Annotated in this window: 7 protein-coding genes; 4 read left to right on the top strand and 3 right to left on the bottom strand. The window is 73.9% G+C overall.

Annotated features, from left to right (window positions below; all coding sequences use genetic code 11):
* Positions 1-239 precede the first annotated feature (239 nt).
* From ACWGSR_RS28480 to pepN, 3 genes are all read left to right on the top strand, one after another.
* Complete coding sequence (locus ACWGSR_RS28480; protein WP_376245943.1) at positions 240-1,256, top strand: aspartate-semialdehyde dehydrogenase; 1,017 nt, start codon at positions 240-242, stop codon at positions 1,254-1,256.
* 86 nt (positions 1,257-1,342) lie between these two features.
* The gene (locus ACWGSR_RS28475; protein ID WP_453570279.1) at positions 1,343-2,674 is read left to right on the top strand and encodes a TerD family protein; all 1,332 of its coding nucleotides are present in this window, start codon (positions 1,343-1,345) and stop codon (positions 2,672-2,674) included.
* Between the two features lie 53 nt (positions 2,675-2,727).
* Entirely contained in the window at positions 2,728-5,304 is a 2,577-nt protein-coding gene (gene pepN / locus ACWGSR_RS28470; RefSeq protein WP_453570276.1) for an aminopeptidase N, read from the top strand.
* A gap of 95 nt (positions 5,305-5,399) precedes the next feature.
* Here the strand turns inward: pepN and alc are convergent, their stop codons facing one another.
* From alc to ACWGSR_RS28455, 3 genes are all read right to left on the bottom strand, one after another.
* Positions 5,400-6,524, bottom strand: a complete 1,125-nt coding sequence (alc, locus tag ACWGSR_RS28465; protein ID WP_376245952.1) for an allantoicase — start codon at positions 6,522-6,524, stop codon at positions 5,400-5,402.
* A gap of 145 nt (positions 6,525-6,669) precedes the next feature.
* Positions 6,670-7,596, bottom strand: a complete 927-nt coding sequence (locus tag ACWGSR_RS28460) for a LysR family transcriptional regulator (protein ID WP_376245955.1) — start codon at positions 7,594-7,596, stop codon at positions 6,670-6,672.
* A gap of 9 nt (positions 7,597-7,605) precedes the next feature.
* Positions 7,606-8,604 (bottom strand): EamA family transporter, encoded by a 999-nt coding sequence (locus tag ACWGSR_RS28455; protein ID WP_453570272.1) that lies wholly within the window; start codon positions 8,602-8,604, stop codon positions 7,606-7,608.
* 153 nt (positions 8,605-8,757) lie between these two features.
* On the opposite strand from ACWGSR_RS28455, the gene ACWGSR_RS28450 reads away from it, so the two are divergent.
* A complete protein-coding gene (locus ACWGSR_RS28450) occupies positions 8,758-9,300 on the top strand; it encodes a MarR family winged helix-turn-helix transcriptional regulator (RefSeq protein ID WP_453570269.1) in 543 nt (180 codons plus the stop codon).
* The last annotated feature ends 27 nt before the right edge of the window (positions 9,301-9,327 follow it).

Here is a 9,327-nt window from a genome sequence, read left to right as displayed (position 1 = left end):
GGTGGCGCCCCGCACCCCCCCGCGCCCCCCGGGCGGGCCCCCGGGCGGGGTGTTTTGGGGCGCCCACCCCCCAACCCCGGGGGTGCGGGGGGGGGGGGGGGGGGGGCCCCCCCCCCCGCCCCTCCTCCGTTTCCGTCCCGGACCTTGGACAATGGATTGGACAAGGCGACCGTGGTCGCCCGCATGATGGACGAGCAGCACCCCCGCCCATACGTCCCCATGAGCACGGAGGAGTCCCCGTGAAGGTCGGAATCGTCGGAGCCACCGGTCAGGTCGGCACAGTCATGCGCACCATCCTGGCCGAGCGGAAGTTCCCGCTCGACGAGCTGCGGCTCTTCGCCTCCGCCCGCTCCGCCGGCACCGTCGTGGACGGCATCACGGTCGAGGACGCCTCCACCGCCGACTACACCGGCCTGGACATCGTGCTCTTCTCCGCCGGCGGCGCCACCTCCAAGGCCCTCGCCGAGAAGGTCGCCTCCCAGGGCGCCGTCGTGATCGACAACTCCTCCGCCTGGCGCCGCGACCCCGAGGTCCCCCTCGTCGTGTCCGAGGTGAACCCGCACGCGGTCAAGGACCGCCCCAAGGGCATCATCGCCAACCCGAACTGCACCACGATGGCCGCGATGCCGGTCCTCAAGCCGCTCCACGAGGAGGCCGGCCTCGTCGCCCTCGTCGCCACCACCTACCAGGCCGTCTCCGGCTCGGGCGTGGCCGGCGTGGCCGAGCTGGACGGCCAGGTCAAGGCCGTCGCCGAGGGCGCCGCCGCGCTCGCCCACGACGGCGGGGCCGTCGACTTCCCGGAGCCCGGCGTCTACAAGCGCCCGATCGCCTTCAACGTGCTGCCGCTGGCCGGTTCGATCGTCGACGACGGCTCCTTCGAGACCGACGAGGAGCAGAAGCTCCGCAACGAGTCCCGCAAGATCCTGGAGATCCCGGAGCTCAAGGTCTCCGGCACCTGTGTGCGCGTCCCGGTCTTCTCCGGCCACTCCCTCCAGGTCAACGCCCGCTTCGAGCGTCCGATCGGCGTCGAGCGCGCCCACGAGCTGCTGAAGGGCGCGGAGGGCGTCGAGCTCTCCGAGATCCCGACCCCGCTCCAGGCCGCCGGCAAGGACGCCTCGTACGTCGGCCGCATCCGCGTGGACGAGACCGTCGACAACGGCCTCGCGCTCTTCCTCTCCAACGACAACCTGCGCAAGGGCGCGGCGCTGAACGCCGTGCAGATCGCGGAGCTGGTCGCGGCCGAGCTGAAGGGCTGAGACCCCGCGGTACGCGTACCGGAGGGGCGGTCTCCCGTTGTGGGGAGCCGCCCCTCCGGCGCGTCCGGCCGTGCCAGAGTTCCCCCATGAACCGGATACCCGAGGGGGACGGCGTGCCGGTGCCCCCGCAGCCCCTCCATGTGGCGATCGGCTGGCAGACCGGGCACGGGGTGCCCGACGTGGACGTGTCGGCGCTGCTCCTGGGCCCCGCGGGGCGGGTGCGGGGCGACGCCGACCTGGTCTTCTACAACCACCCCGAGCACCCCTCGGGGGCCGTGCGGCACCTGGGCAGGTCGGCGCCCGGCGCGCCCGGCAGCCGGGCCGCCGACTGGCTGTGGCTGGACCTCGCGCGCGTGGAGCCGGACGTGGGCCGGCTGGTGGTCGCCGCCTCCGTCGACGGGGGCGGCTTCGGGCGGGTGCCCGGCCTCGACGTGCGGGTCACGGACGCGGCGGGGGCGCCCGTCGCGTACCGGGTGGTCAGGGAGGCGACGACGGAGACCGCCTTCGTCTTCGGCGCGTTCCACCGGTGGGGCGACGGCTGGCGGTTCCACGCGGGCGGCCGGGGGTACGGCTCCGGGCTCGCCGGGCTCGCGACGGACTTCGGCATCGTGGTGGAGCCCCCGCCGCCCCCGATCCCGGGACCGGGGTACGTGCCGCCGGCGGCTCCCCCGGCGCACGCGGTCCCGGCGGCTCCGGGGTACGCGCCGCCTTCTGCGTATGCGGCCCCGGTGGCCCTGACAGCCCCGGCGGCCCCGGTGGCCCCGGTGGCCCCGGCCCGGGAGTACCCGGAGTACCCGGAGTACCCGGATCACCGGGAGTACGAGCGCCCGGCGCCCCCGGCCCCGCCCGTCCCGTACGGCCCCGAGTTCCGGCCCGCCGTGTACCAGGGGCGCGGCAAGGAGACCGTGCACTGCGACCCGGGGCTGCCCGCGGGCTGCTGGGTGCTCCTGGAGGTGGAGTCGTACCACTCGCTCCTCACCACGGTGCAGTCCTGCGACGCCTACGGGCGGGCCGAGGACTCCCTGCTCATGGCGTACGAGGACGACGTCCGGGCCCGGACCGTCGCCCTCGTCCCGCGCTCCCGCCCGCTGACCCTGCGGGTGGACGCCGACGCCCCCTGGACGCTGCGGGTCCTCCCGCTCTCCCACGCGCGCCGCTTCGACAGCCACGTCGAGGGGATCGCGCACGACCTCGTGGTCTACGAGGGGCCGCCCGGGGTCCTCGACTTCCTGCACCACGGGGAGGGCCACTTCGCCGTGCACCGGCACGCCCCGCCGGAGGACCCGCTCCACGACGACGAGGAGCGGATCCAGCTGGTCAACGAGATCGGCGAGGTCCGGGTGAGCGCCCCCGTGGCGGGTCCCGGGCTGCTCCGGATCAGCGGCGACGGGCCGTGGAAATGTGCCGTGCGCCGCTGAGCCGCCGCGTGGAAGGATGGGGCCAATCGTCATGAAACAGAGGAGTTGACCGGGTGCCTGGTACGAACCTGACCCGTGAAGAGGCCCGGCAGCGGGCGGCGCTGCTGACCGTGGACGCGTACGAGGTCGAACTCGACCTCTCCGGTGCGCAGGAGGGCGGCACCTACCGGTCCGTCACCACCGTCCGCTTCGATTCCGCCGAGGCGGGCGCCGAGACCTTCATCGATCTCGTCGCACCCGCCGTCCACGAGGCCGTCCTGAACGGACACGCGCTGGACGTCGCCGCCGTCTTCCGCGACTCGCGGATCGCCCTGCCGCACCTGCGGGAGGGCCGCAACGAGCTCAAGGTCGTCGCCGACTGCGCGTACACCAACACCGGTGAGGGCCTGCACCGCTTCGTCGACCCGGTCGACGACCAGGCCTATCTGTACACCCAGTTCGAGGTGCCGGACGCGCGGCGCGTGTTCGCCTCCTTCGAGCAGCCCGACCTCAAGGCGACCTTCCAGTTCACCGTGAAGGCCCCGGCCGGGTGGAAGGTCATCTCGAACTCTCCGACGCCGGAGCCCAAGGACGGCGTCTGGGTCTTCGAGCCCACGCCCCGGATCTCCACGTACATCACGGCCCTGATCGTCGGCCCGTACCACTCGGTGCACTCGGCGTACGAGAAGGACGGGCAGACCGTCCCGCTCGGCATCTACTGCCGTCCGTCGCTCGCCGAGTTCCTCGACGCGGACCACATCTTCGACGTCACGCGCCAGGGCTTCGACTGGTTCCAGGAGAAGTTCGCGTACGACTACCCGTTCGCCAAGTACGACCAGCTCTTCGTGCCGGAGTTCAACGCGGGCGCGATGGAGAACGCGGGCGCGGTCACCATCCGCGACCAGTACGTCTTCCGCTCGAAGGTGACGGACGCGGCGTACGAGCGGCGGGCCGAGACCATCCTGCACGAGCTCGCCCACATGTGGTTCGGCGACCTCGTCACCATGGAGTGGTGGAACGACCTGTGGCTGAACGAGTCGTTCGCCACCTATACCTCGGTCGCCTGCCAGGCCGCCGTGCCCGGCACCCGCTGGCCGAACGCCTGGACCACCTTCGCCAACGCGGAGAAGACCTGGGCCTACCGCCAGGACCAGCTGCCCTCCACGCACCCGATCATGGCCGAGATCAACGACCTGGAGGACGTGCTCGTCAACTTCGACGGCATCACGTACGCCAAGGGCGCCTCGGTCCTCAAGCAGCTCGTCGCCTACGTCGGCCAGGACGAGTTCTTCAAGGGCGTGCAGGCGTACTTCAAGGCGCACGCCTTCGGCAACACGCGCCTGTCGGACCTGCTCGGCGCCCTGGAGAAGACCTCGGGCCGCGACCTGACCGCCTGGTCGAAGGCGTGGCTGGAGACGGCCGGCATCAACGTCCTGCGCCCGGAGATCGAGACCGACGCGGACGGCGTCGTCACCGCCTTCGCGGTCCTCCAGGAGGCCCCGGCGCTGCCCGCCGGCGCCAAGGGCGAGGCCGTCCTGCGCCCGCACCGGATCGCGATCGGCTTCTACGAGCTGGACGAGACCGGCCGCCTCGTGCGCACCGACCGCCTGGAGCTGGACATCGCGGCGGCCGGACGGACCGAGGTGCCGCAGCTCGTCGGCAAGGGCCGTCCGGCGGTCGTCCTCCTCAACGACGACGACCTGTCGTACGCCAAGGTGCGCCTGGACGACGTGTCGCTGGCCAACGTCACCGAGCACCTGGGCGACTTCGCCGAGTCGCTGCCGCGCGCGCTGTGCTGGGCCTCGGCCTGGGACATGACCCGCGACGGCGAGCTGGCCACCCGCGACTACCTGGAGCTGGTGCTCTCGGGCATCGCCAAGGAGTCCGACATCGGCGTGGTGCAGTCGCTCCAGGGCCAGGTCAAGGCGGCGCTCGACCTGTACGCGGCGCCGGAGTGGCGCGAGGCCGGGCTCTCCCGCTGGACCGAGGCGACGCTCGCGCACCTGCGCGCGGCCGAGCCGGCGAGCGACCACCAGCTGGCGTGGGCGCGCGCCTTCGCGGCGACCGCCCGCACCCCGCAGCAGCTCGGCCTGCTCGCGGCGCTCCTGGAGGGGCGCGAGACGATCGAGGGCCTGGCGGTGGACACCGAGCTGCGCTGGGCGTTCGTGCAGCGGCTCGCGGCGACCGGGGACTACGACGAGGCGGAGATCGCCGGCGAGCTGGAGCGCGACCGCACGGCGGCGGGCGAGCGGCACGCGGCGACCGCGCGGGCGGCCCGTCCGTCGGAGGAGGCCAAGGCCGAGGCCTGGGCGTCGGTCGTCGAGGACGACAAGCTGGCGAACGCCGTGCAGGAGGCCGTGATCGGCGGCTTCGTCCAGTCCGACCAGCGCGAGCTGCTCGCCCCGTACACCGCGAAGTACTTCGGGGCGATCAAGGGCGTCGCGGAGACCCGCAGCCACGAGATCGTGCAGCAGATCGTGGTCGGTCTCTACCCGAGGCTCCAGGTGTCGCAGGAGACGCTGGACGCGACGGACGCGTGGCTCGCGGAGCACCAGCCGGCCCCGGCGCTGCGGCGTCTGGTGACGGAGTGCCGCGCGGGCGTCGAGCGCGCCCTGAAGGCGCAGGCGGCGGACTCGGCGGCGGCGGTCTGAGACCACCGGCAGGCCGTACGTGAGTACGTGAGTACGTGAGTACGTGAGAAGGGGCGCCCTCCCCGGTGGGGCGCCCCTTCTCCCCGTCCTGGCGGTCAGCCGCCGAGGGCCGTGAAGCGGGCGCGCAGATCGGCCGCGCCCTGCTCCGTCAGCGTGCCGTGGAGGCGCATCCGGGCGACGCCGCCGTCCGGGAAGGCGTCCAGGCGCACATGGGTGACCACGGCCCGCGCGGGCAGCTTGAAGCGGTGCGGGGTGTCGGGCTGGAGCCGGGTCCTGGGGATGATCTCGAACCACTCGCCCGTCTCGCCGTTGCGGCCCTGGAGGGCGATCCAGCCCGCCGAGTTGCCCTTGAGGTAGGCGGTGTCGATCTCGACGGCGCGGACGGCGCCCTGGGCGGCGAGCCGGAAGCGCACCCAGTCGTTGGTGTCGCGGACCCGGCGGCGGCGGTTCTCCCAGCCGTCGTCCATCTTGCGGGAGGTACCGGGCAGGATGATCTGGGTGGGCGAGGAGTAGAACCGGTCCGAGGCGTCCTCGTACGTGCCGCCGTTCAGCACGGAGACCAGGTCGAGGGTGCCGAGGAGCTCCAGCCACTCGGGGTCGGGCACGACCTCGCCGTGGACGCGGAGGCGGGCGACGCCGCCGTCGGGGTGCTGGCAGAGGCGGACGTGGGTGAAGCGGCGCTCGACGTCGATCGCGAAGCCGTTGGCGGCGTGGCCCCGGACGGGGGTGGGCGGGACGAGCTCCTCCCACTTCGCGTCGAGGAGTTCGGCCGGGCTCGGGCTGCCCTCGACGGCGGCGGCCTGGACCGACACCTTCTGCGGGTAGTTGCCCCGGAAATGGGCGGTGTCGACGACGATCCCCCGGACGACGCCGGGGGCGCCGAGGCGGACGATCGCCCAGTCGTGGTCCTCGGGGGCGGGGAAAACGTTCCCGGCGTCGGCGCCCCGGCGGCGGCGGGTCTCCCAGCCGTCCATGATCTTGCCCTTGTGGCCGAAGTGCTCGGGGTCGAAGACGGCGCGCTCGCGGACGAGGAGGTTCTCCCGCTCGGCGAAGAACTCGTCGTTGGCGGCGACGACCCCGGCGCCGAGGCGGCGGTCGGCGAGGTCGACGAGCTCGGTGAAGGGGAAGTCCCCGGTGCGGTAGTCGGCGTAGGGGTCTCCGCCGGAGTAGGGGGCGGCGTCGTTGGCGTGCGGGTCCTGGTTCTCGTCGAAGCTGCTCATGGACCGACCTTCCCGCGTCCGCCCCTTCCAGGTCCATCGAATGTTTTCGATGATTCCTTTCAGCTGTGCTGAACGGTTTCGCGTTCCGCCGCCGCCCGCCGGTCAGTCGTGCCGGACGGTCTCGCGTCCCGCCGCCGCCCGCCGGTCAGCCGTGCTGAACGGTTTCGCGTCCCGCCGCCGCCCGCCGGAGCGCGGCGAGGACCCGGGCCACCGCCGGGCCCTCCTCCGCCCCGCTCCGCACCGCCGCGACGACGTGGCGGCGCGGCTGGTCGGCGGAGAGGACGCGCATGACGACCCCGGTGCCGCCCCGGCGTTCGGCGGAGGCCATGCGGGGCACGAGCGCGACGCCCATCCCGGCCTCGACCATGGCGAGGATCGCGGTCCAGCCCGAGGCGCTGTGGGCCTGCTCGGGCGTGAAGCCGGCGGCCTCGCAGGCGGCGGTGGTGATCTCGGACCAGGGGCCGGAGCCGCCGTAGATCCAGGGTTCGGCGGCGAGGTCCGCGAGCCGCAGGCCGGGGGCGCCGGCGAGCGGGTGCCCGGCGGGCAGGGCCACGTCGAGCGGATCGGCGAGCAGCGGCGTCCGGCCGAACTTGGGGTCGCGGGCGGAGGGCGCGTGGGCGGCGAGCGAGAGGGCGAGGTCGACCTCGCCGGCCGTGAGCAGTTCGTACGCCTCCGCCGCCTCGGCCTCCCGGACCCGGACGTCGAGCCGGGGGTGGGCGGTCCGCAGGTGTCGTACGGCGGGGACGACGAGCGCGGGCACGGCGGTGGGGAAGGCCGCCACCCGCACCCGCCCGGCCTCGCCCCGCAGATGGGCGTCGAGTTCGGCGTCGGCGCGCTCCAACTGCGCGAAGACCGCCTCCGCGTGGCGCAGCACCAGATGGGCGGCGTCGGTGAGCCGGACCCGGCGGCCCTGGGCCTCCAGGAGCGTCACCCCGAGCTGCTTGGCGAGGTTGGCGAGCTGCTGCGAGACGGCCGAGGGGGTCATGAGCAGGGCCTCCGCGGTCGCGGTGACGGTGCCGCGGTCGCGGAGGGTGCGGAGGATCCGGAGCTTCTTGATGTCCCACTCGGTCATGGGCGCAACCTATCGGGGCGCCTCGCAGACCTCCGGTTCGGCCGAGGCCTCCGGTTCGGCCGAGGCCTCCGGCTCCTTCCGTTCGCCCGCGCCGAAGACTTCCGCCGGGGGCCCGGGCGTACGGGGGGTGAGCTGGCCCGCCAGGGTGGCGCCGAGGGCGATCGCGACGCCGAGGAGCTGGACCGGGCCGAGCGCCTGGCCGAGCGCCGCCCAGCCGATGATCGCGGCGGTGACCGGCGAGAGGGGGCCGAGGAGGGTGACCGAGGAGGCGCCCAGCCGCTCGATGCCGCGGAACCAGAGGACGTACGAGACGGCGGTGTTGCCGAGCGCCAGGTAGGCGTAGCCGGCCAGGTTCGTACCGGTCAGGGCAGGCGGGGCGCCCTCGGCCAGGAGGGCGAACGGCAGGATGACGAGGCCGCCCGCGGTGAGCTGCCAGCCGGTGGCGGCGAGGGCGCCGACGCCCTCGGGACGGCCCCAGCGCTTGGTGAGGACGACGCCCGCCGACATGGAGAGGGCGGAGAGCAGTCCGGCGACCACGCCGACCAGGTCGAGCGCCGCCCCCGCCTTCAGGACCACGAGGCTGACGCCGAAGGCCGCGGCGACGGCGGTGACCAGGGACCTGACGGTGGGCCGGTCGCCCAGCAGGAGGGCGGCGAGGCCGACGACGAAGAGCGGGCCGACGGAGCCGACGACGGCGGCGACCCCGCCGGGGAGCCGGTAGGCGGCGAGGAAGAGCAGCGGGAAGAAGGCGCCGATGTTGAGGGCGCCGAGGGCGGCGGCCTTCCCCCACCAGGCGCCCTTCGGGAGCGTGCGGGTGAGCGCCAGGAGCAGGAGTCCGGCGGGCAGGGCGCGCATCAGACCGGTGAAGAGGGGCCGGTCGGGCGGCAGGAACTCGGTGGTGACGTAGTAGGTGGAGCCCCAGGAGATCGGGGCGAGGGCGGTCAGCGCGACGAAGGCGGCCTTGCGGGACGCGCCCGTCTCGCGGGACGTGGTGGTCTGGTGGGACATGCGGGTTCCCCCTGGGTGCGAGTGCCGGTGCGCCGGGGTGCGGAGACCCCGGATTCGCTTGGCACTAATTAACTTAGCACTAAGCTATTTACTCGCAAGGTTTTTCTGCCGGCCGCCTCGTACGGGAGCCGTGCGGAAGGGGAGACTGGGCGCATGGACACGAAGACCCCCGGCCCCGGCCGAGCCGACGGCCCCGGACCCGGCCCCGCCCACGACGCCGTCGACGCCATCACCGACCAGTGGGCGGCCGTCCGGCCCGACCTGGACACGGTCCCCATGGCCGTCTTCGGCCGGATCTACCGGCTGTCCGACGCCATGGGCGACCGGGTGGCCCGGGCGTACGCGCCCCACGGCGTGGCGCGCGGGGAGTTCGACGTGCTCGCGACCCTACGCAGGTCGGGGGCGCCGTACACGCTCTCGCCGCGCGAGCTGTCCGCCACGCTGATGATCACCACGGGAGGTATGACGGGCCGCCTCGACCGCCTGGAGAAGGCCGGGCTGCTCAGCCGCAGCCCCGACCCGAACGACCGGCGCGGACTGCGGGTCACCCTCAGCGAGCGCGGCAGGGAGCTGGTGGACCGGGCGGTCGCGGACGGCCTCGCGGAGCAGCGGGCGGCCCTGGAGGCGGCGCTCGGCGCGGAGGAGGCGGAGCAGCTGGCCGGGCTGCTGCGCAGGCTGCTCGCGGCCACGGTCTGACGAGGGCGCGGGCGCGCGAAGGCGCCG

Source organism: Streptomyces sp. NPDC055632, assembly GCF_053618675.1.
This window is presented reverse-complemented; position numbering and strand designations above follow the sequence as displayed.